Raw genomic sequence first — 25,953 nt, 5'->3', positions numbered from 1 at the left:
CGAACAGATCGCGCCCTCACCGACCGCGCTGGATCAGTTACCCAACACCCTCTCAGGCGCTGAGCCAGACCGCCGCGTCGACCGGCACCGACCCGTCGGTGACCGGTGCGCTCGCCAGGAGCAGCTGCCCCTCCGGCAGCGGGACCGGGGCGGCGGAGAGGTTGAGCAGGCACACCAGCCCACCGGGTCGCCGGAACACCAGGCAGCCCTCCGGGGCGGGCAGCCACTCGACGCCGTCGCCGGCGAAGACCGGGGAGCTGCGGCGCAGCGCCAGCGCCGCCCGGTACAGCGACAGCATCGAGTCGGCGTCGTCCGTCTGGGCCGCGGCGGTCAGCGGCGCCCAGCCTGCGGGCATCGGCAGCCAGGTGTCGGCGGTGGTGGAGAACCCGTACGGCGGCTGGTCGCCGGACCAGGGGAGCGGCACCCGGCAGCCGTCCCGGCCGCGCTCGGTGCGGCCCGACCGCTCCCAGATCGGGTCCTGGAGCACCTCGTCGGGCAGGTCGACGTCGGGCATGCCGAGCTCGTCGCCGTTGTAGACGTAGGCGACGCCGGGCAGCGCCAGCTGCAGCAGTGCCGCAGCCCGGGCCCGCCGGGTGCCGACCTCGCCGCCGCCGTAGCGCGTGACGTGCCGGGGCCGGTCGTGGTTGGACAGCACCCAGCAGGCCGGCGCCGGGGTGGCGGCGACCGTGGCCAGCGAGTGCTCGACCGCCGAACGCAGCTCCTCGGCGTCCCACTCGGCGGTCAGCAGCCGGAAGTTGAACGCCAGGTGCAGCTCGTCCGGGCGCAGGTACTGGGCCAGCCGCTCGTCGTCGAACACCCAGACCTCGCCCACCGCCATCCGGTCGGGGTACTGGTCCAGCACCGCACGCACCCGCTGGTGCAACGCGTGCACGTGGTCCTGGTCGAACCGCAGGTCGCCGGGGCCGTCGTCGGCGAACAGGCCGGTGTCCTCGGCCGGCACCATGTCCGGCAGCCCGGCGGGCTTGGCCATCCCGTGCGCCACGTCGATCCGGAAGCCGTCCACCCCGCGGTCCAGCCAGAAGTGCAGGGTCTCCTCGAGGTCGGTGACCACCTCGGGGTTGCTGTAGTCCAGGTCGGGCTGCTCGGGGGCGAACAGGTGCAGGTACCACTGGCCGTCGGGCACCCGGGTCCAGGCCGGACCGCCGAACACCGAGGGCCAGTTGTTCGGCGGCTGGGCGCCGTCCGGGCCTGACCCGTCGCGGAAGAAGTAGCGGTCCCGGGCCGGTGAGCCCGCCGGGGCGGCCAGCGCCTCGGCGAACCACTCGTGGTCGTGGGAGCTGTGGTTGGGCACCAGGTCGATGGTCACCCGCAGGCCCAGCGCGTGGGCGTCGGCCAGCAGCGCGTCGAAGCCGGCCAGGTCACCGAAGACCGGCTCCACGCCACGGGGGTCGGCGACGTCGTACCCGTGGTCGTGCATCGGCGAGGGGTAGAAGGGCGTGATCCACAGCGCGTCGACCCCGAGCTCGGCGAGGTGGGGCAGGTGCGCGCGGATGCCCTCGAGGTCACCGACGCCGTCGCCGGTGGCGTCGGCGAAGCTGCGCACGTAGACCTGGTAGAAGACCGCGTCCCGCCACCAGTCGGCGGTCGTGGGGGAGACGGGCGTCGGGTGCTGGCTCAGCGGAGGCTCCTCGGGAGGTCGGTGCAGGTGCGGCCGCGGCGCAGGGGTCGGTCAGCGGTTCTGCATGCTGTGCGCCGCCATCTCCAGGTAACCCCACAACGTGGCGTCCTGCTCGGCGGTGAGGTCCAGGCTGTCGACGGCGGCACGCATGTGGGTCAGCCACGCATCGCGCGCCTTCTCGTCGACGGCGAAGGGCGCGTGCCGCATCCGCAGCCGGGGGTGCCCGCGCTCCTCGGAGTAGGTGCGCGGCCCGCCCCAGTACTGCTCCAGGAACATCCGCAGCCGCGTCTCGGCGCCGTCCCAGTCGTCGGCCGGGTACATCGGGCGCAGGATCGGGTCCTCCCGGACCGCGCCGTAGAAGTGCGCGACGAGGGTACGGAAGGTCTGCTCGCCACCGATCTCGTCGTAGAAGCTGCCCGCCGAGGGCAGCGGCCGGCTCGTCTCGCTCATGACTGCGATGGTCCTCCAGGGACGGGCGCGGGGCTCACGCGGGCCGTGGTCTCACCGGGTCGGCTGCGCCGCAGGGCGATCAGCGGGACGACGACGACGACCAGCCCGATGCCGCCCGACAGCGCCACCACCGTGTTCGGTGCCAGGACCTCCGCCCCGAGCCCGGCGAGCACGACACCGAGCCCCTGGACCCCGGCGAGCCCCGCGGCCGCCACCCCGAACGCCCGCCCGCGGAAGGCGCTGGGCACCGCCTGCACGAAGGCGACGTTCAGCGGGATCGAGCAGGCGCCACCGATCCCGGCGACGAAGAAGAGCGCCACCACGGCGGCGAACGCGGCGCTGCCGGTGCCCAGCCACACCGGCACCAGCCCGGCCAGCAGCACGCCGCCGAGGGACAGCGCCACCAGCGGGGCCAGCAGCCGCTCGCGGACGTGCGGCGGGCAGAACCGGCCCACGACCAGGCCGCCGAGGGCGGTGCCGGCCGGCGCGGCGGCCAGCAGGATGCCGGTGGCGGCGGTGGTGCCCTGCAGCTGCAGGCCCAGCGGGGTGGCGATGCCCTCGGGCGCGTTGACGAACAGCGCGGCCACCCAGAGCACGCCGACGATGGACAGCAGCCGGGGCGTGGCGGCGACGAACCGCATGCCGCTGGCGGTCTCCCGCCACAGCGACCGGACCTCTGCCCCGGCGTCGGCGGACCCCGGTGCGGGCCGGCGCTGCAGGCCGACGGCCAGCCAGCCGGCGGAGACGGCGAAGGTGGCGGCGTTGAGCAGCAACGCCGCCGAGGGGGAGAAGTGCAGCAGCAGGGCGCCGCCGAGCAGGAAGCCGATCAGCTGGGAGAGCTGGGCCGTGACGCCGGTCAGCGAGGTGGCCACGGCGTAGCGGTCGCCCTCCAGCACGTCGGCCATCAGCGCCGAGCGGGCCGCCTCGAACGGTGGCGAGCACAGCGACACCAGCAGCAGCAGGCCCAGCAGCAGCGCCAGCGGCAGCCCGGGGACGGCCATGGCCGCCACCAGGACCGCGCGGGCGAGGTCGCTGGTGATCAGCACCCGGTGCCGTGGCAGGCGGTCGGCCAGCGCGGCCAGCACCGGGCCGCCGAGGATCCACGGCAGGTAGCTGATGCCGAAGGTGATCGCCGACAGCAGTGCCGACTCGGTGCGCTGGTAGACGAGCACGGTCAGCGCGACCCGGGCGAGCTCGTCGCCGATGGTGGAGAGCAGGTAGGAGCCGAAGAGCGGCCGGAACTCGCCGACCGCGAAGACCTGCCCGTAGGTGGCCGGTCGGCTGGTCCCGCGGTCGGACCGAGGACGGCGGCGGCTCAGCAGCGTCCCCTGTCGCTGGGGGCGGCGATCACCGCTCGTGCCCGTTCCATGACGCGGGAGTGTGGCAGGTCGGTGGTGCACCGTCGATCACCGGCGGCGGAGCCGGGCGGCGTGCCGCCCGCGTTCCGGTACCGAGGTGCCCGGCAGCCGCCCGGCGGGGGCTGCCGCTTGGCGGAAGGGCCCGTTGACGTGACCTGCCTCACGACCTAGCGTCCGCCGCCACCCACCCGAACGACGACCCGTCGCGTTGCCCGGCGGGCGTCGAGATCCACTGGAGGAACGCGTGCGCAGGACGTCGAAGAGCTCGATGGTGCTGGGCTCGATGGTGATCGGCGCCCTCGTGCTGACCGGTTGTGGCGGCGAGGACGACGGGGCCGAGCCCGTGGCCGGCGCGGGATCGGACGAGCTGACCACCGTGCGCGTGGGCGCCATCCCGATCGTGGACGTGGCGCCGCTCTACCTGGCCCAGGAGGTCGGCATCTTCGCCGACCACGGCCTGGAGGTGGAGCCCTTCCTGGCGCAGGGCGGCGCCGCCATCGTCCCGGCGGTGCTGGCTGGGGAGGCGGAGTTCGGCTTCTCCAACATCACCAGCCTGCTGCAGGCCGAGTCGCGCGGGGTGCCGCTGGCCCTCGTCGCCCCCGGCTCCGGGGCCACCGGCAACGTGGAGGAGGACTTCGCCGCGGTGATCGTCCCCGCCGACTCCGAGGTGCAGGAGCCGGCCGACCTGGCCGGGAAGAGGGTCGCCATCAACTCGATCAACAACATCAGCGACACCGTCGTGCGGGAGACCGTCCGGCAGGACGGCGGCGACCCCTCGTCGATCCAGTTCGTGGAGCTGGCCTTCCCCAACATGGTCGCCGCGGTCGCCGACGGCTCGGTGGACGCGGCCTTCGCGGTCGAGCCGTTCGCCACCGTCGGGGTGAGCCAGGGCATGCGCGTGGTCGCCGCCCCCTACACCCAGACCGACGAGGCGCTCACGGTCGCCGGCTACTTCACCTCCGACCAGTACGCCGCCGAGAACGCCGACACCGTGCAGGCCTTCGCCGACGCGATGGCGGAGGCGCAGCAGTACGCCACCGAGCACCCCGCCGAGGTGCGCGAGGTGCTGGGCTCCTACACGAACATCGACCCGGCGATCGCGCAGGAGCTGACGCTGCCCGCCTACCAGACCGAGATCGACCGGGACTCGGTCGAGGTGCTGCTCGAACTCGGCGTGGAGGACGGGGTCATCCCCGAGGGCGTCGACCTGGAGAACGTGTTCGCCGAACTGGAGTGAGCGCCTCCGGCTGCTGCCCGCCCCGCCCTCAGGCCGGGGCGGGCGCCAGCCCGGTGTACGCGGCCAGGAAGGCCAGCTGGTCGGCGGCCAGACTCACCGTGCGGCTGACCGCCCGGGCGCCGTGCCCCACCGACAGCTCCCGGCGCAGCACGATCGGCGCCTCCGCCGTCGTCGCGTGCTGCAGGGCCGCGGCGAGCTTGCGGGCGTGCAGCGGGTCGACCCGGGTGTCGGACTCGAACGTCGTGAACAGCACCGCCGGGTAGTCGGTGCCCTCGACCACCCGGTGGTACGGCGAGTACCCCAGCAGCCAACCCAGTTCGACTGGGTCGGCGGCGGTCCCGTACTCGTCGTTCCAGGTGCGGCCCAGACCGAACAGCTCGTACCGCACCATGTCCAGCAACGGCGCACTGCAGACGACGGCGGCCACCAGGTCGGGGTGCTGGGTGGTCATGGCGCCGACCAGCAGCCCGCCGTTCGAGCCGCCCATCACGGCCAGCTGGGCCGGCGTCGTCCAGCCCTCGGCGATCAGGTGGCCCGCGGCCGCGGCGAAGTCGTCGAACACGTTCTGCTTGCGCTCCCGCATCCCGGCCCGGTGCCACTCCTCGCCGTGCTCGGAGCCGCCGCGCAGGTTCGCCACCACCCACACCCCGCCGGCGGCCACCCAGGCCAGGGCCTGCGCGGTGTAGGCCGGGGTGAGCGACACGTTGAACCCGCCGTAGCCGTAGAGCACGGTCGGGCGCGGGGTGTCGGGGATGCCGGTGCCGGAGAGCACGAACAGGTGCACCGGCGTCCCGTCCGGAGAGGTCGCGTGGGCCTCGACCACCCGCACGTCGGGCACCGCGCCGGCCACCGGGGCCTGCTCGTGGCTGGTGAGCGCGGCCGGGTCGGCGGCGTCCCAGCGCAGCACCGACGGGGGCGTGGCGTAGTCGGTGAAGCCGACCCAGGCGGTCGTGCCGCCCTCCGGGGGTGCGCTGACGCCGGCGACGCTGCCCGGGCGCAGCGCGGTCACCTCGGCCACGCGGCCGGAGCCGTCGGCGGCCCACAGCGAGAGCCGGTCGGTGGCGTCGACCGCGTGCACGGCGAGCACCCGCAGGTCGCCGTCCGGGCCGTCGACCAGGGCGACGTCGCCGAGCACCCCGTCGTCGGACTGCGGGACCACCTCGTGCCAGGCCGCCGGCGCCCAGCTGGCCGGGTCGGCCGGGTCGGCCACCACCAGTCGGCTGCGGGGGGCGTCCCGGTCGGTGTGCAGCCACAGCCGGCCGTCGCGGGCCACCCAGGCCGAGGTCTGCGCGTCCACGCCGACCTGCAGCTCGCGGAGGACGCCGTCCCCGGCCAGGTCGGCCAGCCAGACGTCATCGCGCGGCGCGGTGCCGACCGAGGCGGAGACGACCAGCCAGCGGCCGTCGGCGCTGGTGCGGGCGCCGAAGTAGGTCGAGGGGTCGCTGCCCTCGCCGTGCACCAGGACGTCGTCGGCGGGGTCGCCGCCCACCCGGTGGCGCCACACCCGGCGGTGGAACTGCTCCTCACCGGCCGGGACGAGCTCGGGGGCCAGCCGGCGCACGTAGAGCAGCTCCTGACCGCCGGGCAGCCAGCCGACGGGGGAGTAGCGGCAGCGGTCGATCGGGCCCTCGACCAGCTCGCCGGTGGCGACGTCCAGGACGAACAGCTGCGACTCCTCGTCGCCGCCGACCGAGACCTGGTAGGCGAGCCGGTCGCCCTCCCACGAAGGGGACCAGGCGTCCAGCGTCGTGGTGCCGGCCGGGTCCAGCGCCGTCGGGTCGACCAGCACCCGCACGCTGCCGTCGGGCTCGGTGACCCGCAGCACGGCGTGCTCCTGGCCGGGGTCACGCCGGGTGGAGAAGGCCCGGCCGTTGCGCCACACCGGGATGCCGACAGCACCGGCGTGCACCAGTTCGGCCAGCCGCTCGGCGAACGCCGGACGGCCGGGGAGGCCGGCGAGGAGGCCGGCGGCCAGCTCGTCCTGTGCGGCCGCCCAGGCCACGGTCCGTGGGTCCTCGGCGTCCTCCAGCCAGCGGTAGGGATCGGCGACCGGGTGACCGTGCAGGTCGTCGACCAGGTCCAGGCGGGGGGCGTCGGGGTAGCGCACGCGCCGACCGTAGCCGCGGCCACCGACGCACCGCTCGGGTCGGCCGATGGCAGAGACCGCTGTCGCCAGGGCAGGATGGCAGGTGCCCGTGGGCTGTCGAAGCCGTCGGTGGCCGGGGGCACTCGGAGGTGTCCCGTGTCGATCACCGCACTCGGGTCGTCGTCCGGGCCGGGTCCCGCCGGCTCCCGACGCGACGTCCTCGCCCGTCCGAACGCCCCTGCCCCGGCGGCGTGCACGACCGGTGCGACGCTCCTGCTCAACGCCACCTACGAGCCGTTGTGCGTGGTCTCCAGCCGCCGCGCGATCGTGCTCGTCCTGGCCGCCAAGGCCGAGGCCGTCGACGTCACCGACGACGAGGTGCACGCCGAACGGGTGACCGTGGCGGTGCCGGTCGTGGTGCGGCTGACCCGGTACGTGCGGGTGCCCTACCCGGTCTCGGTGCCGCTGTCCCGCCGGGCGGTGTTCACCCGGGACGGGCAGACCTGCGTGTACTGCGGGGGCTCGGCCACCAGCATCGACCACGTCGTGCCGCGCAGCCGCGGTGGCACGCACACCTGGGACAACGTCGTCGCGGCCTGCCGGCGGTGCAACCACACCAAGGCCGACCGGTCGCTGGCCGAGATGGGCTGGTCGCTGCCGCACCCGCCCGGTGCCCCCAGCGGTGCGGCCTGGCGGCTGCTCGGGCACCGCACGGTCGACCCGCGGTGGCGGGAGTGGCTCGGCATGCCCGACTCGGTGAGCGCGTGACGATCGACCCCGCCCGGCGTCTCTGGGCGATCGGCGAGCCGTTCCACGCACTGACCTACTTCGCCGACGAGTCGCGCACCGCCTACACGGAGGCCGGGCTGCGCGGCTTCTGGGCCGGGTACTTCGCCGGCCGCGCCGCGCCCCTCGGGCCGGTCGGACCGGCGTTGGTCACGGCGACGTTCGGTTCGTTCGCCCCCGACTTCGTCGCCCGGCGGGTGCCCGAGGTGTGGACGACGACGCCCCCGGCCGACGCCCTGGCCGCCCGGCTGGCCGGGGTGGACGCCGCGGCCCGCCGGGCGCTGCCCGACTGGCTCGGCTCACCCGAGGCGCAGGAGGCCGCGACGCTGGCCCGCCGGGGCGCGGAGGCCGTCGACGTCCTCGGCCGCCCGCTGGCGGCGGCGAACACCGACGTGCCCTGGCCGGTCGAGCCGCACCTCATGCTGTGGCAGGCGCTGACCACGCTGCGCGAGCACCGGGGGGACGGCCACCTGGCCGCCCTGCTGCAGCAGGACCTGCTCGGCCTTCCCGCGCTGGTGCTGACCGCGGCGGCCGGGACGACGTCGGCCGACTGGCTGCAGAAGGCCCGGGGCTGGTCGCCCGGGCGGTGGGCGGCCTGCGCCGAGGAGCTCACCGGGCGCGGCCTGCTGGCCGACGGAGCGCTGACCGCCGACGGGGTGGCGCTGCGCGCGGCGGTCGAGGCCGACACCGACCGGCTGGCGCAGGGCCCGTGGACGGCGCTCGGCCAGGCCGGCTGCGACCGGCTGGCCGAGCTGCTGGCACCGGTGCGCCAGGCGGTCGTGGCGGCGGGGGAGTGGCCGGCGCACAACCCGATCGGCGTCCCGGAGCCGGCCTGACGGCTCCGGCCAGGCGCTCGTCGTCAGCCGGCGAGGAGCGCGGCGTCCTCGCTCAGGTGACCCGGCTGCGCTCGGTCGGGTAGCTCTCGTGCGACCGGTCGCCGAGCACGGTGCGCAGCCGGTCCATCGCGTCCCAGACGTCGACGAACCGGGTGTAGAGCGGCGCCGGGCCCAGCCGGAGCCGGTCGGGCGTGCGGAAGTCCGGGACGACGCCGCGGTCGATCAGCGCCTGGGTCAGCTGCCACGCCTGCGGGTGGGCGAGGCTGACGTGCGACCCGCGCCGGGCGGGCTCCCGTGGTGAGGCGACCGCGACCCCGTGCCCGCCGAGCCACTCGTCGGCCAGCGCGATCACCAGCTCGGTCAGCGCCCGGCCCTTGGCGGCCAGCCGCTCGATGCCGGCCTCCGCGGACAGCCGGGCGCCGACCTCCACCGCCGCCATGGCCAGCACCGGGGGAGTGCCGACGGCGAACCGGTCCACGCCGTCGGCCGGGTCGTACGCCGTCCCCATCGCGAACTGGTCGCGCTGGCCGAACCAGCCCCAGATCGGCTGGCGCAGCTGCTCCTGCAGCTCGCGGCGCACGTAGAGGAAGGCCGGGGACCCGGGGCCGCCGTTGAGGTACTTGTACGTGCAGCCGACCGCGAGGTCGGCGCCGGCCGCCGTGAGGTCGGCGGGCACGGCACCGGCGGCGTGGCTGAGGTCCCACACGACCAGTGCCCCCGCCTCGCGGGCCAGTCGGGTCACCTCTGCGATGTCGACCAGCGCACCCGACCGGTAGGCCACCTGCGAGAGGACGACGACGGCGACCCGCTCGTCCAGTGCCCTGGCCAGCACGTCCAGCTCCAGGCCGGTGTCGATGTGTGCCTCGACCTCGCGCACCGTCATCCCGCGCGCCGGGGCCACCCCGGCCACGATGTACCGGTCGGTGGGGAAGTCGTCGGCGCAGCAGACCAGCACGTCCCGGCCCGGGCGGGCATCGGCCGCAGCGACCAGGAGTTTGTAGAGGTCGACGCTGGTCGTGTCGCCGACCAGCACCTCGCCGGGCCGCGCCCCCAGCACGCCCTCGGCGAGGACGTCACCGATCCGGCCGGACTGCTGCACCCAGTCGCGCCAGGAGCCGACGAGCCCCTGCCCCCACTCCTGCTCCACGGCCCGGGCCACCGCGGCGGGGGTCTCCCGGGGCAGCCGGCCGAGGGAGTTGCCGTCCAGGTAGAGCAGCCGGTCGGGGCCGTCGTCGTCCGTGCCGGTGAAGCGCGCCCGGAACCCGGCCAGCGGGTCGGTGGCGTCGGCGGCTTCGGCGGCGGCGCGGGAGAGGTCCACGAGGAGATCCTGCCCGTCGCGGCTAGCGTCCGGGTGGTGACCTCCTCGCCCGGCACACGACTGCACGACCTCACCGCCCTCGAGCAGGCAGCCGCGGTCCGCGCGAAGGAGGTGAGCCCCACCGAGCTGGTCGAACACTCTCTCGCCCGCATCGAGGCGCTGGACAGCGCCGTCGGGGCCTTCCTGACCGTCACCCCCGACCGGGCGCGCGCCGCAGCGGCGGCGGCCGACCGGGCGGTGCTGGACGGCGGGGACCTGCCGCCCCTGCACGGCGTCCCGACCGCGATCAAGGACCTGGCCAACACCGCCGGGGTGCGCACCACCTTCGGCTCGGCCGTGCTGTCCGACTTCGTGCCGGCCGTCGACGACGCCGTGGTCACCGCGCTGGCCGCCGCCGGCACGATCAGCCTGGGCAAGACCAACACCCCCGAGTTCGGCTTCCCCTGCTACACCGACAACGACCTCGCCGGCCCGGCCCGCTGCCCGTGGGACCCCTCGCTGCTGGCCGGTGGTTCCAGCGGTGGTGCGGCTGCCGCCGTGGCCGCCGGGCTGCTGCCCTTCGCCCACGGGTCCGACGGCGGCGGCTCGATCCGCATCCCGGCCGGGATCAACGGGCTGTTCGGAATCAAGCCCACCCGCGGCCGGGTGAGCAACGCCCCGCTGGGCAGCGATACCACCGGCCTGGGCGTGCAGGGGCCCCTGGCCCGCACCGTGCGGGACGCCGCCGCGATGCTCGACGCGATGGCCGGGCCGGTGCCCGGTGACCCGTACTGGGCGCCGCCGCCGCCGGCCGGGGAGACCTTCCTCGGCTATGCCGACCGCCCGCCGGGCCGGCTGCGGATCGGCCGCTACCTGGACTCCGGCATGCCCGGCGCCGACCTGGACCCCGAGGTGCGGGCGGCGTTCGAGGACGCCTCCACGCTGCTGTCCGAGCTGGGCCACGAGGTGGAGGACCTGCCGGCCGCCCCGCTCACCCCGGAGGTGTTCCCGGCGTTCGAGGTGGTCTGGGCGCTGTCGGCCACGACGCTGCCCGTGCCGCCTTCGCAGCTGGACCGGCTGCGGCCGCTCACCCGCTTCCTCCGGGACCGCGGCCTGGCGCTCAGCGCGCAGGACGCGATGCAGGCGATGTTCACGCTGCGGGTCTTCGCCCGCCGGTTCGTCCAGGCGACCAGCCGCTACGACGTGCTGCTGGCCCCGATCTGCACGCTGCCCCCGCGACCGGTCGGCTGGTTCGACGGGGACGGCGACGGTGCGGCGGACTTCCAGCGGCAGAAGCGCTACGCGGCCTTCCCGGCGGTCTACAACGTCACCGGTCAGCCGGCGGTCAGCGTGCCGCTGTGGTGGACGGCGGGCGGGCTGCCCATCGGGACCATGCTGGTGGGCCGCCCGGCCGACGAGGCGACGCTGATCTCGCTGTCCGCGCAGCTGGAGGAGGCGCGGCCGTGGGGGCACCGACACCCCGCGCTCTGGTGACCCGTCCTGCCGGGCCGGCGCTCGGTCGTCCCGGTAGATTGCCACCATGTCCGTGCTCGAGACCGTGCTCATCTACGGCGTCGTCCCGCTGGTGATCGTGCTGCTGTTCGCTGCGGTGACGTTGTTCCCCGGCCGCAGCAAGGACCGCACCAAGTACCGCCCCGGGCAGTCCTGGGACCACGCGCCGCTCTGGTACGAGCCGCACCCCGACGTCCCCGGCGTGGTCGGTGGCCACGCCGAGGACGCACCCGGGGCCGGCCACGCCGCTCCGCGACTGGGCGCCACCGCCTCGGCGCTGGCCATCGGCCAGCACCCGCACGTGGCCGACCCCGACACCGTCCGGCGCACCGCCGCCGGCGGCGCCCGCGGGACCTGGTGATCCGCCGGTGAGCACCGCCTCGTCCCACGTCCCGTCGCAGTCCGCGTCGCAGTCCGGAGGCACACCCCAGATGACCCAGCAGCTCACCCGGCAGCCCGCCGCCGACCAGCACGGTCCCAGCGCGACGCGGGAGACCGGGAACAGCTCCGTGATGGAGCCCGGCTCGGGGCCGTTCAGCTACCGCGACCTCGCCCGGCTCGACGAGGCGCTGACCATGTCCTCCCGGGAGACCGGGCTGCGGTTCACCCTCTACGTGGGCGAGCTGGGCTCCGACACCCGGGCCACGGCGGAGGACCTGCACTCCCGCTCCGGCGGTGACACCTCCAACAGCGTCCTGGTCGCACTCTCGCCGGGGCAGCGGGTGCTGGAGATCGTCACGGGCACCGCGGCCGCCCGCCGGCTGCCCGACCGGGCGTGTGCCCTCGCCGTGCTGTCGATGACCAGCCGGCTGGGCGCCGGCGACCTGGTCGGGGCGATCATCAACGGCCTCCGGCAGCTGTCCGACGCCGCCGGTCACCCCGCGCGCCGCAAGGCCGACTGACGAAGGACCCCGTCCTCCCCACCCCTCGCAGGCTCGGGGCGGGCCCTGGACGGGGCCGGATGCCAGCGGCCCAGGACTCATCGAGTCCTGGGCCGCTGGCGTTCAGCGGGTCATCCCTGGCCGGCTGCGGCGTCCCGCTTGCGGGCCCACAGGGCCCGGGCGATGCCGTCCCGGCCCTCGCTCACCAGCCGGCGCAGCGGCGCGGGGGCGTCCTGATCGGCCAGCCAGGCGTCGGCCGCGGCGAGCGTCCGCTCCTCGACGACCTTCGGGAACAGGTACTCCACGGCGTTCTTGGCGATCTCGCCCGGACGCCGCTCCCACAGCCCGCGGATGTCGGCGAAGTACCGGTCCACGTAGGAGGCGGTGAGCTCCTGCTGGGCCGGGTGCCAGAAGCCGGCCACCATCGCCTCGTGCACGGCGTTGGCGATCGACTCGTCGGTGAACGCCCGCTCCCAGGTCCCCGCCTTCGACTCCGGCGTCGGCCGGAGCGCCCGAGCGGTCGCGGCCCGGCGGGCGCCGGTCGCGGTGGCGTCCCGCTCGGCCTCCGCGTCGATCTCCGGATCGCCGGCCGCACCCACGGCGACCAGGCCGTGCAGGAACGCCCAGCGGGCGTCGGTGTCGACGGTGAGGCCCTCGACGGCGAGGGACCCGTCGAGCAGCCCCCGCAGCGCCGCCACGTGCTCGTCCCCGCGGGCCGCGGCCGCCAGGGTGCGCGACCACTGCAGCTGGGCGTCGCTGCCGGGGGCCGCGCTGTGCAGGGCGGCCAGCGCCTTGTCGGCCAGCATCGTCCAGCCGGTCGGTGCCCAGGCCGGGTCGGCGTAGGAGGCCAGCGCCGACTGCACCCGGGCGAGCAGCGACTGGACGACGCTGATCTCGGTCTCCGCGTCGACGCCGGCGAGCACGAGCTGCACCCAGTCACGGGCCGCCAGCTCACCGTCGCGGGTCATGTCCCAGGCCGCTGACCAGCACAGCGCCCGCGGCAGCGACTCCGGGATGGCACCGATCTGGCTGCGCAGCGTGGCCAGCGACCGCTCGTCGAGGCGCAGCTTGGCGTAGGTGAGGTCGTCGTCGTTGACCAGCACCAGGTCCGCGGCCGGGTGGCCGACCAGCTCGGCCACCTCGGTGCGCGCCCCGTCGACGTCCAGCTCCACGCGGTGCGACCGGGTCAGCCCGTCGGGGCCGGAGCTGTAGAGGCCGACCGCCAGCCGGTGCCGGCGCAGCACGGGGTGCTCGGAGACGGCGGTCTGCTCGATCGCGAAGGAGGCGTACCGGCCGTCGGCGTCGAGCTCGTACGCCGGGCGCAGGGTGTTGACCTGGCTGGTCTGCAGCCACTGGGCCGACCAGTCCGACAGGTCGCGGCCGGACGCCTCGGAGAGCTCGCTGAGCAGGTCGTCGAGGGTGGTGTTGCCGTACTCGTGCTTGCGAAAATACCGGCGGACCCCGGCGAGGAAGTCGTCCTGCCCGACGTAGGCCACCAGCTGCTTGAGCACCGAGGCGCCCTTCGCGTAGGTGATCCCGTCGAAGTTCACCTCCACCGCAGCGACGTCGACCATGTCGGCCGCGATCGGGTGGGTGGAGGGCAGCTGGTCCTGCGCGTAGGCCCAGGACTTCTCGGTGTTGGCGAACGTCGTCCACGCGGTCGTGTACTCGGTGGCCTCGGCCTGGCACAGCGTGGAGATGTAGGTGGCGAAGGACTCGTTGAGCCACAGGTCGTCCCACCAGCGCATGGTCACCAGGTCGCCGAACCACATGTGCGCCAGCTCGTGCAGGATCGTCTCGGCACGCCGCTCGTAGCGGGCCCGGCTGGTCTTGGACCGGAAGACGTAGTCCTCCAGGAACGTCACGCACCCGGCGTTCTCCATCGCCCCGGCGTTGAACTCGGGGACGAAGAGCTGGTCGTACTTGTCGAACGGGTACGGGTAGTCGAAGACCCGGTGGTAGAAGTCGAACCCGGCCTTGGTGACGGCGAAGATCTCGTCGGGGTCGAGGTGCTGGGCCAGCGACGCCCGGCAGTAGATGCCCAGCGGGATGCCGTCGTGCAGGTCGGTGACCCGGGCGTACGGGCCGGCGACCAGGGCCACCAGGTAGGTGGAGATGCGCTTGGTCGGGGTGAAGTGCACCAGCTGCGAACCGGCCTCGCCGGCCTCGATCGTGCGGTCACCGGTGTTGCTGACGACCTGCCAGTCGAACGGGGCGGTGACGTGCACGGTGAACGTCGCCTTGAGGTCGGGCTGGTCGAAGCAGGCGAACATCCGCTTGGCCTCGGCCGGCTCGAAGTGCGTGTAGAGGTAGACCTGCTCGTCCTCCGGGTCGACGAACCGGTGCAGGCCCTCGCCGGTGCGGGAGTACCGGCCGTCGGCGTCGACGACCAGCTCGTTGGTGGCGGCCAGCCCGGGGAGGGCCAGGCCGCCCTCCTCGGTGTAGCCGCTGACGTCGAGCTCGACGCCGTTGAGCGTCGCCGAGCGCACCCGGTCGGCCACCAGGTCGACGAAGGTGTCGGCGCCGGGGGAGCGGGCCTCGAAGTGGATGGTGGTGACCGAGCGGAACGTCTCCTCGCCGGGATGGCCCTGGCCGTCGGTCACGTCCAGGGAGAGGTCGTAGCTGGAGACGGCCAGCAGCGCGGCGCGGGCCGCGGCGTCGTCACGAGTCAGGTTGGGAACTGCCACGCCCCGGAGCTTCCCATGCGGGGACGACGGTCTCCTCCCCGTGTGGTCCCGAGGGGAGCGGGGAACAAGCCGGGGACGGCCCGACTTGGTCGGCCCAGACGACCGGGTGTCGTTCGACCGACCGCCCGGAGCACCGACGACAGACTGAGGAGCACCATGACCGAGGCAGTGCAGAGCTCTCCCGTGAAGGCCCGCGTCGACTTCTGGTTCGACCCGCTGTGCCCGTGGGCGTGGCTCACCAGCCGGTGGGTGCTGGAGGCGGCGAAGGTGCGTGACATCGACCTGCACTGGCACGTGATGTCGCTGTCGGTGCTCAACCGCGGCCGTGACCTGTCGCCGGACTACCAGGAGATGATGGCCAAGGCGATCGGCCCGGTGCGGGTCGCGGTCGCTGCCGCCCAGCAGCACGGCGACGCCGTGCTGGGCGACCTCTACACCGCGATGGGCACGCTGCGGCACCACGACGGGGTCGAGATCGAGGAGATCATCGCCCCGGCGCTGGAGCGCGTGGGCCTGCCCGCCGAGCTGGCCGAGGCCGCCGGCTCGACCGAGTACGACGAGGCGCTGGAGAAGAGCCACCACGAGGGGATGGACCCGGTCGGCGACGACGTCGGCACCCCCGTCATGCACATCGACGGCGTGGCCTTCTTCGGTCCGGTGATCAGCAAGGTCCCGACCGGCGAGGAGGCCGGCAAGGCCTTCGACGGCGCCGTCCTGCTGGCCAACCTGCCCGACTTCTGGGAGCTCAAGCGCACCCGCCTCTCCGGGCCGGACATGTCCTCGGTGCCCGCCGACGCCCTGGAGCTGACCGGCACCCGCTGACGCCCACCCGTTGCACGAACGGCCGCCTCACCGCACGGGGAGGCGGCCGTCGTCGTCCACGGGATCGTCGCGTCCCCGCTGGACGAGCCTCAGCTGAGCCACTAGACATGCCGCAGCCGGGCCGGGCCGACCGGGCCGCCGAACAGCTGCGGAGACCCCCATGTCTGCCCTGTCCACGCGCCGCGTCGCCGCCGTCACCATGGCCGGCCTGGTCACCGGTGCAGCCACCCTGGTCGCTGCTCCGGCGGCCCTGGCCGCACCGGCACCGCTGCCGACCCCCGTCCTCTCCGACACGACCGTCGTCCCGGGGCAGCCGTTCACCGTGACCTTCACCGGGTGCACCCCCGACCCGGTCGGATCGCTCCCCGACGCGGACGGATCGACACCCTTCATCTGGTACGAGATCACCGACGTGTCCGTCCAGTACGCCGACGCCACCCTCCCTGACGGCAGCGTCACCTTCGAGGAGTCGTTGCCGCCTGGGACGGCCCAGGGGGAGTACACGATCGAGGGGGTCTGCGACCACCTCTACCGGGTCCAGTTCTACCCGCCGGTCACCGTGACGGTGGCCGAGACCGCACCCACCCCGCCGTCCCAGCCGGCCGGCCCGGAGAAGGGTGACGAGGACGACGCCAAGGCCAAGGCCAAGGCGTTCGTCCTGGCCAAGGCGAAGGCGTTGGCCAAGGCCAAGGGGTCGACCAAGGAGGACGCCGAGGCCAAGGCCAAGGCGTTGACCAAGGTCGTGGCGAAGGCGAAGGCCAAGGCGAACGCCAAGGGCTGAGATCGAGGCACGAGGTGCGGGTGGGTGCGGCAGGATGACCCGATGCCGCACCCCCTTCGTCAGCGGATCTTCATCACCGGCGCGAGCGCCGGTCTCGGTCAGGGCATGGCCCGGGAGTTCGCAGACCGCGGCCGGGACCTGGTCCTGGTGGCGCGGCGGCTGGACCGGCTCTCGGAGCTCCGCGCGGAGCTGCTGACCCGGCACCCGGGCATCCGGGTGGTGGTCGGCGAGCTGGACGTCGACGACCCCGAGGCCGTCGCCGAGATCGTGCCGCGGCTGGCCGGCGAACTGGGCGGCATCGACCGGTTCATCGCCAACGCGGGCCTGGGCAAGGGCGCCCCGGTGGGCACGGGCAAGGCGCGGCCGAACCGGCAGGTGCTGGTCACCAACGTGCTGGGGACGCACGCCTGCTGCGAGGCCGCCGTCGAGCTGTTCCGCGCCCAGGGGAGCGGGCACCTGGTGGTCATCTCCTCGGTCGCCGGGGTGCGAGGCATGGGCGGCACCCGGACGGCGTACGCCACGTCCAAGGCCGCGGACGCCGTGCTCGCCGAGGGGATCCGCGCCGACCTGCTGGGGAGCCGGCGCACCCGCGGCATCCGGGTCAGCACCATCCACCCCGGCTTCATCGAGACCGACATCAACACCGGCCGTCGCGGCCCGTTCACCGTCGACCTGCAGACCGGCGTCACCGCGCTGACCGCGGCGATCGAGCGGGAGCCGGTGCGCGCCTACGTCCCCGAGTGGCCGTGGCGCCCGATCGCCGGCCTGCTGCGCGTGCTGCCGCTGCCGGTCGTCCGCAAGCTCGCCTGAGTCGGCTGCCCCGGCACGCTCAGCGTGGGACCCGGGTCCGGGCCGTCGCGCAGGTGCGTTCGTCGAACGGCGCCGGCGTCGCCGGGTCGGCGAGCCATCGGGCCAGCTGCACCAGCTCGTCGCGCTGGGCCGCGACGAACGCGGCGTCCACCACCCCGCCGTGCCCGGGGACGACGGGGCCGCGGACCAGGCCGAGCACCGCGGTCACCGTGTCGGCCCACTCCAGGGCGTAGGCGTCCTCCATCGCCGGTGGCGATCCGTCCTCGACCAGGTCCCCGGCGAAGAGGACGTCGTCCACGGTGACCACCAGGTCCGCGCCCGTGTGCCCGCGCCCGAGGTGCCGCAGCGTCACGGTGCGGCCACCCACGTCCAGCCGGGCGAGGTCGTCGACCAGGCGGTCGGGCGGGTCGATCGGTGCGGTGGCGACCAGTTCGGCGGCGGGGTCGCCGTCCTCCCGGAGACCGGTGACCACCGAGGCGCGCTGGTGCTCACCCGTCGCCTCGAGCTCCTCGGCGCAGCGGCGGTGCCCCCAGACGTCGGCCGGCCGGAACGCCGCGTTGCCGAAGCAGTGGTCGTAGTGGGCGTGGGTGTTGACGACGGTCCAGGGGTGCGGGGTGACGGTCCGGACCGCCTCGGCCAGGGCCCGGCCCTCCCCGAGGTGGGAGCGGGTGTCGATGACCAGGCAGGCGCCGTCGCCGACGACCAGCCCGCAGTTGAGGTCGAGCTCGCGGTGTCGGCGGACGAACACCCGGTCGCCGATCTCCCGCCAGCCGGCGGTCACCAGCAGATCCGCATCGGCCGGCCGCGGGAGTCCGTCGTCCCGTCGCCCACCCGCTCGGCGGTGCCGGCGGCCAGCCGCTGGGCCGACCAGGCAGCCGCGCAGGCGTCCAGCGCATCGACGAGCGGGACGCCGGCGGGAGCCCCGGCCAGCGCCTCCTCCACCTCCATGACGGCGCGCAGGGCCTGCAGTCGCTGCACCGTGCCGCGGGCGGTGCCCTTGCGGTCGATGACCCCGCCGAGCCCGAGCCGGAACGCCAGCTCGGGGTGCACCTCCACCACCCGGTCGGTCGGCGGGTCACCGAGGACGTCGTCCAGGTCCTTGATCGCCGCCACGAGCATGAAGGTCTGCGCGGACGGCGCCCGCCCGTTCGCTGCGGACCGGCTCAGCTCCCGGGCCTGGGTGTAGTCAGCAGCGGCGAGGACGGCGCGGACCGGGGCGGGGAAGACCGAACTCCCTGCGCCGGTGCGCCGCAGGAGGTCGCGAGCGGCGACGTCGCAGGCCCGGACGCCGTCCTCGGAGAGCCCGATCGGCATGTCGATGGCGACCACCTCGACGTCGCGCACCGCCAGCACCGCCGCCGCGTCGTCGAGCACCTGCAGCCCCACCGTGCGCCCGTCGAGCAGCGCACCGACCCACTTCCCGCGCCAGCCGTCCACTCCGAGCACCGCCACCGGGCCAGCCTGCCAGGAGTCGGTGAGAAGATCGGCACATGCGCGTCTTCCTCGGCACGGACCACGCCGGCCTCGAACTGAAGTCCCACCTGATGGAGGTGCTCGCCGACGAGGGCTTCGAGCCGGTCGACTGCGGGGCCTTCGACTACGACCCGCAGGACGACTACCCGCCGTTCTGCTTCGAGGTGGGGGAGCGGGTCGTCACCGAGCCCGGCAGCCTCGGCATCGTCATCGGGGGCTCGGGCAACGGCGAGCAGATCGCCGCGAACAAGGTGCCCGGGGTCCGCGCGGCGCTGATCTGGAACGAGAGCACCGCCCAGCTGGCCCGCCAGCACAACGACGCCAACGTCGCCGCCGTGGGCAACCGCCAGCACAGCATGGAGGAGGCGACCGCGCTGGTGCTGACCTACCTGCGTGAGCCGTTCAGCGGCGAGGAGCGGCATGCCCGCCGGATCGCCCTGCTGGCCGACTACGAGCGTGACCGGCACCGCCCGGCCGGCGGGCTGCCCACCCGGACCCCGTGAGCCGTACCCGGTGACCGGGGACGACCTGCGAGCCGCGGGCGCCGCAGTCCAGCAGCTGTTCGCCCGGGTGCCCGACGGTGCGGCGGCGGTGCCGACGCTGGGCACCGACGTCGTCGGCGTCGCCGCGCACATCACCTCCTGCCTGACCTGGTACGCCCAGGACCTGGTCGCCGGGCCGGTGGAGGTGAGCGCCTTCGACGTGGTCCGCCGACCCGATGCCGATCTCGCCGAGACCTGCCAGCAGCTGGGTGCGGCGACCGAGGTGCTGGCCCGGGTGGTCGACACCGCCGGCCCGGCCGAGCGCGGCGTCCACGACTGGGGCCTGGCCGACGCCTCGGGCTTCGCCGGGATGGGCTGCGCGGAGCTGCTGCTGCACACCGGTGACGTCGCGGCGGACCGCGAGCTGGACTGGACCCCGCCGTCCCGGCTGGCCGAGGCGACGCGGGCACGGCTCTTCCCGTGGGCCCCGGCCGACGCCGATCCGTGGGCGGCCCTGCTCTGGGCCACCGGCCGCGGCGAGCTGCCCGGCCGGGAGCCGGTCACCTCCTGGCGCTGGCACTGCGCACCCCTGTCGGAGTGGGACGGCACCCAGCCCAGGTGAGGAGAAGGACCCCGCTGCCCCACCACTCGCGAGCTCGCGGCGGGACCCCTGCAGCGGGGCCGTCAGAAGGAGTCGGGACACCAGGGTGCGACCGGCCAGCGGAACGCCGTCGACGCCTGGGTCACCGCACCCGGGCTGACCTCGGTCACCCGGCCGGCGGCCTGCAGCGAGGCGAGCGAGACGCCGCCCAGGTAGGCCGCGGCGAGCGCTTCGACGTCCAGGACCAAGTCCGGGTCACGGTCGGTGCGGTCACTGTGAGCACCGGCCGGATGCCCCCAGACGTGCCAGCGCCCGTCGTTCCAGTCACAGAACCGATCGCGCACCTCGAACACCATGTCCAGCGGCGCCGGGTACCGGCGGGCGGACAGCGCGGCGCCCACGTCGACCAGCCGCACCCAGAGCGTGTCGACCGGGCGGGCGTGCCAGGCCCGGCCGTCGACCAGCAGGTGCGGCAGCGCATCGTCGGCGGGTCCCTGCGGGTACTCGATCGTGCGCATCAGGTCGTGCGCGAGCAGGAAGCGCCACAGCGCGGCGTACGCGGTCGGGCTGCTGGCCCGGACCTCCTCGACGGTCAGCGTGCCGTCGGGCTCGCTGGTGTCGGTCCAGGCGGCCCGCACCCGGTAGCTGGCGAACCCGGTGACCGTCCCGTCGGCCTCGGCGTGCAGCGCCAGCTGGCGGGGCGGACCGCCGGCGGCGAGCTCGGCGGAGTCGTGCAGCCGCCGCTCCCACCACCGGTCGTCGCGGGCCATGTTCCCCGGCACGAACCGGCGCACCTGCTGGTGCAGTGCCGCGGCCGCCGGGCGGAACTCCTCGACCTCGACCAGCCGCACGGTGCCGGTGCCGCAGTCGACGTCCGGCCGCAGGTGCAGCCGCTCGGTCAGCCCGTTCCAGCCGCCCCGCGAGGCGACCGGGGCGTACCCGAACCGGCCGTAGATCGGCCACTCGGCGGCCCACAGCGCCGCCACCGGCTCGCGACCGGCCGCGTGCACCTCGCGCAGCTGTCGTCGCATGACAGCCGTCAGCACCCCACGTCGCCGGTGGGTGGGGGAGACGGTGACCCAGGTGACGCCGGCCGTCGGCACCACCGCCCCCGGCACGGTCATCTCCAGGCTGTAGATGCCGGCGGTGGCGGCCACCCGCTCGCCGTCGAACAGGGCGAGCGAGCGGTCCAGCTCGGCCGTCGGGGCCGGGGAGTCCATGTAGGGGCCGGCGTGGTCGTGGCCGAAGGTCGTGCGCATGCCGCGGACGAAGCGCGGCCACTCCTCGGCGGTGATCGGGCGGAGCTGGTCGGCGATGTCGGTCACGGGGCGTGTCTACCCGGCGGGGACGACGGTCGGCCAACCAGTTCCGGCCGTGCGCACCGCGCACCCGGGCCTCAGTGGCTGCTGGCCGGCAGCCAGCCCAGCCACCGCGGCAGCCACCAGGTCCGCTCGCCCAGCACCGCCATCGCCGCCGGCAAGAGGACCCCGCGGACCAGGGTCGCGTCGATCAGCACCGCCACCGCCAGGCCCGCCCCCAGCTGCTTGAACTCCAGCATCGACAGCGTCGCGAAGATGCTGAACACCGCCACCATGACCACCGCGGCGCTGGTGACCACGCCGGCCGAGCGGGAGACCCCGGTGGTCACCGCGAGCCGCAGCGGGATGCCCGCCTGGGCCGCCTCACGGACCCGGGAGACCACGAACACGTGGTAGTCCATCGACAGCCCGAAGAGCACCACGAACAGGAACAGCGGGATCCAGGAGACGATCGCCCCGGTGGAGGTGAAGCCGAGCAGGCCCTCGGCCCAGGTGGACTGGAAGACCACCACCAGCACGCCGTAGGCGGCACCCACCGACAGCAGGGTGAGGACGGCGGCGATCAGCGCCACCGCCAGCGACCGGAACGCCACGGTCAGCACGACGACGGTGAGCGCCAGCACGAACCCGATCACGACCGGCAGCCGCTGCGCCATCGTGTCGCTGAAGTCGGCGTCCCCGGCCGTGGCGCCGGTGACGCCCGTGGCCGTGCCGGACACGGAACCGAGCGTGGCCGGCAGGAGGTCCTCACGCAGCTGGCTGAGCCCGGCCCGGGCCTCGTCGCTGCCGGCCGCACCGGCGCCCGCCACCGACAGCCGGGCGACCGTGCCGTCGGGGCTGACCTCGAGCTCGCCGGCGGCCGTTGCGTCCGGCAGCCGGGCGACCAGCTCGTCGGCAGCGTCCTGGACGGCGGGCACGTCGAGCCGCTGCCCGTCGGTGCGCCAGACGACGACCTGGTCGGTGCTGCCCTCCTGCGGGAAGGCCGCGGCGATGGCGTCGTAGGCCCGGACCACCTCGCTGTCCCGGGAGAGCGCGTCGATGCCCGGGTTGGAGGTGGCCATGCCGATCGCCGGCGCGGCCACCGCCAGGAGCGTGGCCACCCCCACGGCCAGCGAGGTCCGCGGCCGGGACACCACCCGCCGGACGACGGCCGACCAGACCCGGCTGTCGTCCGAGCGGCCCACCAGCCGGCCCAGCAGCGGGACCCGCGGCCGCTCGATGCCCCGCCCCAGCAGCGCCAGCGTCGCCGGCAGCACGGTCAGGGAGCCGATCACCGACACCAGCACCACGAGGATCGTGCCGGTCGCGAACGAGGTGAACACCGGGCTCCCGGCCAGGTACATGCCCGCCATCGCCACCGCGACGGCGAGGCCGGAGGTGAGCACGGCCCGCCCGGAGGTGGCGGCGGCCAGCTCGACGGCGAGCGCGGTGGGTGCGCCGTGGCGTCGTTCCTCCCGGGCCCGCCGGACGTAGAACAGCGCGTAGTCGACCCCGACGGCCATGCCGATCAGCAGCACGACGCTGGCGGTGCTCGCATCGACGGGGGTCAGCTGGGAGACCAGGGAGACCAGGCCCAGGGCGCCACCGACGGCGGTGAGCCCCAGCAGCAGCGGCACGCCGGCGGCGAACAGGGCACCGAAGGCCACCAGCAGCACCACCAGCGTCACCGGCAGGCTCAGCAGCTCCGCGCGCAGGAAGTCCTCCTCCAGCTGCTCGCCGACGACGGCGTCCAGCGAGCTGCCGCCGGACTCGACGACCCGCAGCCCCGGGTGCTCGGCCTGCACGCCGGCGACGGCGTCGAGCACCGGCTGCACCGCGTCGACGGCCGCATCGTCGGCGGCCGAGCCGGTGCGGTCCCCGACGTCGAGGGTGACCGGCACCAGCAGCGCTGTCCCGTCGGCGGAGGCGACCGGGTCGCCGACGGCGGCCACCTCGTCCAGCCCGCGGACGGCGGCGGTGACGTCCGCGGCGGCGGCGGTGCCCTCGGCGCCGATCACCGAGCCGTCGCGGGTCTGCACGAGCACCTGCTCAGTGGGCGGGTCGGGGAACCCGGCGCCGTCCAGGACGACGTCGGCCCGGCCGGACTCACCGCTGCCGCTCTGCGCAGCGGTGAGCGTCTTGGTGCCCATGGCGCCGCCGATGACGACGGCCAGTGCGACGGCCAGCACCCAGAGCCCGAGCACGGTCCAGCGGTGGGTGGCGCTCCACCGGGCCACCCGGACGGCGAACCCGTCCCGCCGGGGAGGTGGCGCGGTGACGGGCAGGGTGGTCATCACGGGGACGCTCACGATGGGGCCTTCCAGCTCGGGCGCCGCAGGGTGCGGCGTCGCTGGACCGAGCCTCGCGGCCCGAGATGATCATGTCGTTGCGGCTGGCCCCCCGAACGAGGTCGGGCTGGCACCATCTCGGTCGGCCGGTCAGCCCGACGAGGGGTGCGTCCTGTCGGTGGCCGGTGGCACCCTGCCGCCATGGCAGCCACGTCCGACGACGTCCGGGTGATCGCACTGGCCCTGCCGGAGGCCACCGAGCGCCCGGCGTGGGACATGGCCTGCCTCCGGGTGCGCGACAAGGTCTTCGCGTCGATGCCGCCGGCGGAGGAGTGGGTGGCGATCCGGCTGGCGCCCGGGGAGAACGCCGAGCTGGCCGCCGAGCGGCCGGAGGTGTTCTCGGTGCCGCACCACTACCGCAACAGCAGCATGGTCGTCGTCCAGCTCGCGGCCGTGGACCGGTCGGAGCTGGCCGAGCTGCTCACCGAGGCGTGGCGGCTGCGGGCACCCGCCCGGCTGCGGGCTGCCTTCGGTACCCCTGCCCGCTGAACCGGTGCGCCTCGGTCAACTGCGCAGGTAGGCGAGGGTCGCCATCACCCGGCGGTGCTGGTCGTCGTCCTGGCTCAGGCCGAGCTTGGCGAAGATGTGCTGGGTGTGCTTCTCCACGGCCCCTTGGGTGACGACCAGCTCGCGGGCGATCGCGGCGTTGGAGTGGCCCTCGGCGATCAGCCCCAGCACCTCCCGCTCGCGGGGGGAGAGCGAGCGCACCGGGTCGTCCCGCCGGCGCCGGGCGAACAGCTGGGCGACCACCTGCGGGTCGAGCACCGTGCCGCCGGCCACGACGTCGTCCAGGGCGGTGAGGAACTGGTCCACCTGCGCGACCCGGTCCTTGAGCAGGTAGCCGACCCCGCCCGCGCCGTCGGCGAGCAGCTCGTCGGCGTAGGCCACCTCCACGTACTGGGAGAGCACCAGCACCGCAGTCCTCGGGACGGCGCGGCGCGCCTCGACCGCGGCCCGCAGCCCCTCGTCGGTGTGGGTCGGGGGCATCCGGACGTCGACGACGGCGACGTCCGGCCGGTGCTCGACGACGGCCCGCACCAGTGACGGCCCGTCGGCGACGGCGGCCACCACCTCGGTGCCCGCCTCGCCGAGCAACCGGACGAGGCCCTCACGGAGCAGCACCGAGTCCTCGGCCAGCACGACCCGCATCCGGGGGCTGCCTCCGGTCACCGGCACGGCAGCTCGCCGATCAGCCGGGTCGGCCCGCCCCGCGGGCTGTCCACGGTCAGCACCCCGTCGACCGCGCGCAGCCGATCGGTCAGCCCGGCCAGACCGTGGCCGGGGGCCAGCACGGCACCGCCGCGGCCGTCGTCCTCGACGACCACCCGGAGCCGGTCGTCCTCGCAGACCACCGTCACCCGGCTCACCGTCGCCTCGCTGTGCTTGGCGACGTTCGCCAGCGCCTCGCTCACCAGGAAGTAGGCGGAGTTCTCCACGGCCGGTGTCAGCCGCTGCCCCGGGGGGAGGGCGACGGCCAGTTCGACCGGCACGGGGGAGCGGGCGGCGAGGGCGGCGAGTGCGGCGGCCAGGCCGCGGTCGGCCAGCACCGGTGGGGCGATCCCGCGGGACAGCGCCCGCAGCTCCTCCAGCGTCTCCCTGGTCTGCGCCGCCGCCTCCTCCAGCGTCGCGCGGGCGCCGTCCGGGTCGCTGTCGACCATCCGGCGGGCCCGGTGCAGGTCCATGCTGAGCCGGACGAGTCGCTGCTGCGGGCCGTCGTGGATGTCGCGCTCGAGGCGGCGCAGGGCGACGGCCTCGGCCGCCACGGCGGCGTCCCGGCCCTCGGAGAGCCGGCCGATCTCGGCCTGGGTGGCGGCCCGGGAGGACAGCAGCCCCCGGCCGAGCTGCGCCTGGGCGAGAGCGCACCCCCGGACGACGACCGGCAGCGTCAGGGCGAACAGCACCCCGATGGCCGTGTAGAGGAGGACCCGGTTGATCGAGGTGTCGGCCATCCCGATGAGCTCGGGTAGCGTGTAGTTGTCCGGCTGTCCCGACTCGTCGTAGGGGATCGACCAGTCCCAGGTCACCGAGGTCAGGCCGGCCAGCGTGATGGCCCACCAGACGACCGTGACCACGAAGGCGGGCACCGCCACGAACAGGCGGAGCACGGCGTGCAGCGCGTCCATCCAGTACTGCGGCTCGCGCATCGGCGCGAGCAGCCGACGCATCCGGCCGGCGTCCGGACCGGGCCGCCGGTAGACCGGACGGGTCACCGGCGTGCGCAGGACCGCGGGCAACCAGGACCGCTCGGCCGTGGCGAACCCACGGGCGGCGAGCAGGGTGCCGACCGCCACGGGCAGCCCGATCCACACCACGGTCAGCCCGAGCCCGACCGCGCCGCCGGTGACCACCAGGACGAATGCGAGCAGCGACAGCGGGAAGGCGAGCAGCACGTAGCCGGTGTCGATGCCGAGCTGGCGCCACCAGCCGCGCCGGGCCTCGTGTGCGACGGGGAGTCCGGCCGAGACGGGCAGCTCGGCGGTGGTCGTCGTCATGCCGACCAGCCTGGCCGGGGGCGACGGGCCGTCCCAGCCCGCTGGCTGGCCGGTACGGACTCGGGCTGTCCCGACCT

General features: G+C 74.8%; 24 protein-coding genes. 12 read left to right on the top strand and 12 right to left on the bottom strand.

The window, feature by feature from the left end:
* Positions 1–52: 52 nt before the first annotated feature.
* The 3 genes from IN07_RS18010 to IN07_RS18000 all read right to left on the bottom strand — a co-directional run bounded on the left by IN07_RS18010 (position 53) and on the right by IN07_RS18000 (position 3,489).
* Positions 53–1,564, bottom strand: coding sequence for a glycoside hydrolase family 13 protein (locus tag IN07_RS18010; protein WP_231558454.1), 1,512 nt, complete (start codon positions 1,562–1,564; stop codon positions 53–55).
* 126 nt (positions 1,565–1,690) lie between these two features.
* Positions 1,691–2,089 (bottom strand): globin, encoded by a 399-nt coding sequence (locus tag IN07_RS18005; protein WP_052091451.1) that lies wholly within the window; start codon positions 2,087–2,089, stop codon positions 1,691–1,693.
* A complete protein-coding gene (locus IN07_RS18000; RefSeq protein WP_231558453.1) occupies positions 2,086–3,489 on the bottom strand; it encodes an MFS transporter in 1,404 nt (467 codons plus the stop codon). Before IN07_RS18000 ends, IN07_RS18005 begins: the two co-directional genes overlap by 4 nt.
* A 202-nt stretch (positions 3,490–3,691) precedes the next feature.
* Between IN07_RS18000 and IN07_RS17995 the strand changes: the two genes are divergently transcribed.
* Complete coding sequence (locus IN07_RS17995; protein ID WP_156119264.1) at positions 3,692–4,684, top strand: ABC transporter substrate-binding protein; 993 nt, start codon at positions 3,692–3,694, stop codon at positions 4,682–4,684.
* 28 nt (positions 4,685–4,712) lie between these two features.
* Here IN07_RS17995 and IN07_RS17990 read toward each other — a convergent pair whose 3' ends face one another.
* Positions 4,713–6,791 (bottom strand): prolyl oligopeptidase family serine peptidase, encoded by a 2,079-nt coding sequence (locus IN07_RS17990; protein WP_036338234.1) that lies wholly within the window; start codon positions 6,789–6,791, stop codon positions 4,713–4,715.
* 135 nt (positions 6,792–6,926) lie between these two features.
* On the opposite strand from IN07_RS17990, the gene IN07_RS17985 reads away from it, so the two are divergent.
* Together IN07_RS17985 and IN07_RS17980 are read left to right on the top strand one after the other, a co-directional pair.
* Positions 6,927–7,538, top strand: a complete 612-nt coding sequence (locus IN07_RS17985; protein WP_231558452.1) for an HNH endonuclease — start codon at positions 6,927–6,929, stop codon at positions 7,536–7,538.
* Positions 7,535–8,392, top strand: a complete 858-nt coding sequence (locus IN07_RS17980) for an SCO6745 family protein (RefSeq protein ID WP_036338230.1) — start codon at positions 7,535–7,537, stop codon at positions 8,390–8,392. Before IN07_RS17985 ends, IN07_RS17980 begins: the two co-directional genes overlap by 4 nt.
* Positions 8,393–8,444: 52 nt before the next feature.
* Here IN07_RS17980 and kynU read toward each other — a convergent pair whose 3' ends face one another.
* The gene (gene kynU, locus IN07_RS17975; protein ID WP_036338228.1) at positions 8,445–9,710 is read right to left on the bottom strand and encodes a kynureninase; all 1,266 of its coding nucleotides are present in this window, start codon (positions 9,708–9,710) and stop codon (positions 8,445–8,447) included.
* Between the two features lie 36 nt (positions 9,711–9,746).
* On the opposite strand from kynU, the gene IN07_RS17970 reads away from it, so the two are divergent.
* From IN07_RS17970 to IN07_RS17960, 3 genes are all read left to right on the top strand, one after another.
* The gene (locus tag IN07_RS17970) at positions 9,747–11,183 is read left to right on the top strand and encodes an amidase (RefSeq protein WP_036338291.1); all 1,437 of its coding nucleotides are present in this window, start codon (positions 9,747–9,749) and stop codon (positions 11,181–11,183) included.
* A 46-nt stretch (positions 11,184–11,229) separates the two neighbouring features.
* Positions 11,230–11,562, top strand: a complete 333-nt coding sequence (gene ctaJ / locus IN07_RS25895; RefSeq protein ID WP_052091450.1) for an aa3-type cytochrome oxidase subunit CtaJ — start codon at positions 11,230–11,232, stop codon at positions 11,560–11,562.
* 70 nt (positions 11,563–11,632) lie between these two features.
* A complete protein-coding gene (locus IN07_RS17960) occupies positions 11,633–12,103 on the top strand; it encodes a DUF5130 family protein (RefSeq protein WP_036338225.1) in 471 nt (156 codons plus the stop codon).
* Positions 12,104–12,213: 110 nt separating this feature from the next.
* On the opposite strand, the gene pepN is transcribed toward IN07_RS17960, so the two are convergent.
* Positions 12,214–14,769 carry an aminopeptidase N gene (gene pepN, locus IN07_RS17955; protein WP_036338223.1) on the bottom strand — a complete coding sequence of 852 codons (2,556 nt, stop codon included), beginning with the start codon at positions 14,767–14,769 and terminating at the stop codon, positions 12,214–12,216.
* Between the two features lie 156 nt (positions 14,770–14,925).
* On the opposite strand from pepN, the gene IN07_RS17950 reads away from it, so the two are divergent.
* The 3 genes from IN07_RS17950 (at position 14,926) to IN07_RS17940 (ending at position 17,182) form a co-directional block, all read left to right on the top strand.
* Complete coding sequence (locus IN07_RS17950) at positions 14,926–15,591, top strand: mycothiol-dependent nitroreductase Rv2466c family protein (RefSeq protein ID WP_036338221.1); 666 nt, start codon at positions 14,926–14,928, stop codon at positions 15,589–15,591.
* A gap of 160 nt (positions 15,592–15,751) precedes the next feature.
* Positions 15,752–16,372 carry a hypothetical protein gene (locus IN07_RS17945; protein ID WP_036338218.1) on the top strand — a complete coding sequence of 207 codons (621 nt, stop codon included), beginning with the start codon at positions 15,752–15,754 and terminating at the stop codon, positions 16,370–16,372.
* A gap of 42 nt (positions 16,373–16,414) precedes the next feature.
* On the top strand, positions 16,415–17,182 hold the full coding sequence (locus IN07_RS17940) for an SDR family oxidoreductase (protein WP_036338287.1): 768 nt from the start codon (positions 16,415–16,417) through the stop codon (positions 17,180–17,182).
* A 19-nt stretch (positions 17,183–17,201) separates the two neighbouring features.
* Here the strand turns inward: IN07_RS17940 and IN07_RS17935 are convergent, their stop codons facing one another.
* Both IN07_RS17935 and IN07_RS17930 read right to left on the bottom strand, forming a co-directional pair.
* Positions 17,202–17,963 (bottom strand): MBL fold metallo-hydrolase, encoded by a 762-nt coding sequence (locus tag IN07_RS17935; protein WP_036338215.1) that lies wholly within the window; start codon positions 17,961–17,963, stop codon positions 17,202–17,204.
* Entirely contained in the window at positions 17,960–18,634 is a 675-nt protein-coding gene (locus IN07_RS17930) for a DUF429 domain-containing protein (protein ID WP_052091449.1), read from the bottom strand. Before IN07_RS17930 ends, IN07_RS17935 begins: the two co-directional genes overlap by 4 nt.
* 38 nt (positions 18,635–18,672) lie before the next feature.
* Between IN07_RS17930 and IN07_RS17925 the strand changes: the two genes are divergently transcribed.
* Both IN07_RS17925 and IN07_RS17920 read left to right on the top strand, forming a co-directional pair.
* A complete protein-coding gene (locus IN07_RS17925; RefSeq protein ID WP_036338211.1) occupies positions 18,673–19,158 on the top strand; it encodes a ribose-5-phosphate isomerase in 486 nt (161 codons plus the stop codon).
* Between the two features lie 10 nt (positions 19,159–19,168).
* Positions 19,169–19,759: a hypothetical protein gene (locus IN07_RS17920; protein WP_036338285.1), complete on the top strand. Its 591-nt coding sequence runs from the start codon at positions 19,169–19,171 to the stop codon at positions 19,757–19,759.
* 62 nt (positions 19,760–19,821) lie between these two features.
* On the opposite strand, the gene IN07_RS17915 is transcribed toward IN07_RS17920, so the two are convergent.
* Positions 19,822–21,063 (bottom strand): GNAT family N-acetyltransferase, encoded by a 1,242-nt coding sequence (locus IN07_RS17915; RefSeq protein WP_036338208.1) that lies wholly within the window; start codon positions 21,061–21,063, stop codon positions 19,822–19,824.
* 71 nt (positions 21,064–21,134) lie between these two features.
* Positions 21,135–23,330, bottom strand: a complete 2,196-nt coding sequence (locus IN07_RS17910; protein ID WP_052091448.1) for an MMPL family transporter — start codon at positions 23,328–23,330, stop codon at positions 21,135–21,137.
* A 195-nt stretch (positions 23,331–23,525) separates the two neighbouring features.
* On the opposite strand from IN07_RS17910, the gene IN07_RS17905 reads away from it, so the two are divergent.
* Positions 23,526–23,873, top strand: a complete 348-nt coding sequence (locus IN07_RS17905) for an MmcQ/YjbR family DNA-binding protein (protein WP_036338205.1) — start codon at positions 23,526–23,528, stop codon at positions 23,871–23,873.
* 15 nt (positions 23,874–23,888) lie between these two features.
* Here the strand turns inward: IN07_RS17905 and IN07_RS17900 are convergent, their stop codons facing one another.
* Both IN07_RS17900 and IN07_RS17895 read right to left on the bottom strand, forming a co-directional pair.
* Positions 23,889–24,554: a response regulator transcription factor gene (locus IN07_RS17900; RefSeq protein WP_231558451.1), complete on the bottom strand. Its 666-nt coding sequence runs from the start codon at positions 24,552–24,554 to the stop codon at positions 23,889–23,891.
* A complete protein-coding gene (locus tag IN07_RS17895; protein WP_036338203.1) occupies positions 24,551–25,876 on the bottom strand; it encodes a sensor histidine kinase in 1,326 nt (441 codons plus the stop codon). The genes IN07_RS17900 and IN07_RS17895 overlap by 4 nt, the downstream gene beginning before the upstream one ends.
* Positions 25,877–25,953: the final 77 nt, after the last annotated feature.

It is taken from the genome of Modestobacter caceresii, assembly GCF_000761485.1.
Classification (GTDB): Bacteria; Actinomycetota; Actinomycetes; order Mycobacteriales; family Geodermatophilaceae; genus Modestobacter; species Modestobacter caceresii.
This window is presented reverse-complemented; position numbering and strand designations above follow the sequence as displayed.

What these genes read in the sequence shown, in the direction of transcription:
- IN07_RS18005 (WP_052091451.1), bottom strand. Translation starts at nt 2,089, where the DNA reads ATGAGCGAGACGAGCCGGCCGCTGCCCTCGGCGGGCAGCTTCTACGAC.
- ctaJ (WP_052091450.1), top strand. Translation starts at nt 11,230, where the DNA reads ATGTCCGTGCTCGAGACCGTGCTCATCTACGGCGTCGTCCCGCTGGTG.
- IN07_RS17960 (WP_036338225.1), top strand. Translation starts at nt 11,633, where the DNA reads ATGACCCAGCAGCTCACCCGGCAGCCCGCCGCCGACCAGCACGGTCCC.
- IN07_RS17950 (WP_036338221.1), top strand. Translation starts at nt 14,926, where the DNA reads ATGACCGAGGCAGTGCAGAGCTCTCCCGTGAAGGCCCGCGTCGACTTC.
- IN07_RS17945 (WP_036338218.1), top strand. Translation starts at nt 15,752, where the DNA reads ATGTCTGCCCTGTCCACGCGCCGCGTCGCCGCCGTCACCATGGCCGGC.
- IN07_RS17940 (WP_036338287.1), top strand. Translation starts at nt 16,415, where the DNA reads ATGCCGCACCCCCTTCGTCAGCGGATCTTCATCACCGGCGCGAGCGCC.
- IN07_RS17925 (WP_036338211.1), top strand. Translation starts at nt 18,673, where the DNA reads ATGCGCGTCTTCCTCGGCACGGACCACGCCGGCCTCGAACTGAAGTCC.
- IN07_RS17910 (WP_052091448.1), bottom strand. Translation starts at nt 23,330, where the DNA reads ATGACCACCCTGCCCGTCACCGCGCCACCTCCCCGGCGGGACGGGTTC.
- IN07_RS17905 (WP_036338205.1), top strand. Translation starts at nt 23,526, where the DNA reads ATGGCAGCCACGTCCGACGACGTCCGGGTGATCGCACTGGCCCTGCCG.
- IN07_RS17895 (WP_036338203.1), bottom strand. Translation starts at nt 25,876, where the DNA reads ATGACGACGACCACCGCCGAGCTGCCCGTCTCGGCCGGACTCCCCGTC.